The sequence below is a fragment of the Embleya sp. NPDC005575 genome (assembly GCF_040605455.1).
GTDB lineage: Bacteria > Actinomycetota > Actinomycetes > Streptomycetales > Streptomycetaceae > Embleya.
This window is the reverse complement of the sequence record NZ_JBEXCV010000354.1, coordinates 1-1,332: the sequence shown is the minus strand read 5'-3', so window position 1 is coordinate 1,332 and position 1,332 is coordinate 1. Positions and strand designations below refer to the sequence as shown.

Sequence of the window (1,332 nt, the reverse complement as noted above, 5' to 3'; positions counted from 1 at the left end):
AGAAGCCGTTGTCATATCGAATGTGATCGTTGAGTTTCCGCTGGTCAGGCATGAAGTCCGGTGCTGTGCGGGAGGGATGACCGCGTCGGGTTGTCTCACTCGTGGGGGTTGTAGTGGCGTCGGTGATGAGGTTGCTGGAGGAGCGGGAGACCGCGGCTCGGGTGCGCGTGGAGGAGTTGCGTGCGGAGGCGGATCGGGTGTTGGCCGCGTTGCGGGACGCCGAGGCGGTGCTGGAGCGGCGGGTGATCGCGGTGGCGGAGTTGGCGGAGGCTCTCGACACGCATGGTCCGCAGGACGTGGCGGGCGGGGCCCCGGAACCGGTGGTCGTGGAGACAGCGGTGGCCGGTTCGGTGGTGCCGCATCGGCGGGAGGGGGTGTCGGTGGAGGTGCTGGCGCCGGTCTATCGGCGGATTGTGGAGTTGGCGGACGCTTCCGAGGCTGTGGCGGGGGTGCGGGTGAAGGATCTGGCCCGTGGGCTGGGGTTGGAGCCGGTGCCGGGGAAGGTGGAGGGGGTGCGGTCGAAGGCGAAGCGGCTGGTGGCTCGCGGGTGGCTTGCCGAACAGGTGCCGGGGGTGTTCACGCTGCCGCGGCAGGCTGGGTCTGCGGGTGTGCCGCGGCCCGGCGGGCCAGGCGCCGGGTCATGAGCGTCGTCATCGACCACATCATGATCGCTTCGCTGCTGGTGGGGAGGGTTTCGTAGTCGCGGGCCAGGCGGCGTGAGCCCATCAGCCAGCCGAACGTGCGCTCTACCACCCAACGGCGCGGCAGCACGGTGAACCCGCGTGCGCCGTCGGGGCGTTGGACCACCGTCAAGGCGATGTCCAGGGCGTCGGCCGCCCAGTCGACCAGGGGCCCGGTGTAGGAGCCGTCGGCCCAGACCAGCCGGATGCGGCGGTGCCGGGCCCGGATTTGGGCGAGCAGGGTGCACGCTGCGGCGCGGTCGGTGGTGTCGGCCCCGGTGACCAGCACCTGAAGCAGCAGGCCGAGCGTGTCGACGACGATGTGCCGTTTGCGGCCGTTGATGAGTTTGCCGCCGTCGAAGCCGCGGCTGTCGGCACGGACCGTGGCGGCGGCCTTGACCGATTGGGAGTCGACGATCCCCGCAGTCGGTTCGGTGTCCCGGCCGGCCTCGGTGCGGCAGCGCGAGCGCAGCCGGTCGTGGAGTTCGCCGGCCAGGCCCTGGTTACGCCAGCGGCGGAAGAACGCGTAGACGCGGTCCCAGGGCGGGAAGTCCGCCGGCATCGCACGCCACTTGACGCCGTTGTCGACCAGGTAACGGACCGCGTCGAGCATCTCGCGGTGGCAGTACGCCTCCGGCTGCCCGCCCCGGCC

Annotated in this window: 2 protein-coding genes; one reads left to right on the top strand and one right to left on the bottom strand. The window is 71.2% G+C overall.

Annotated features, from left to right (window positions below):
- Nucleotides 1–125: 125 nt before the first annotated feature.
- Entirely contained in the window at nt 126–644 is a 519-nt protein-coding gene (locus ABZS54_RS42975; protein WP_355548922.1) for a hypothetical protein, read from the top strand.
- Here the strand turns inward: ABZS54_RS42975 and ABZS54_RS42970 are convergent.
- On the bottom strand, nt 577–1,332 hold a 756-nt coding region (locus tag ABZS54_RS42970), incomplete at its 5' end, for an IS5 family transposase (RefSeq protein ID WP_355548919.1). The two genes, ABZS54_RS42975 and ABZS54_RS42970, sit on opposite strands and share 68 nt — an antisense overlap.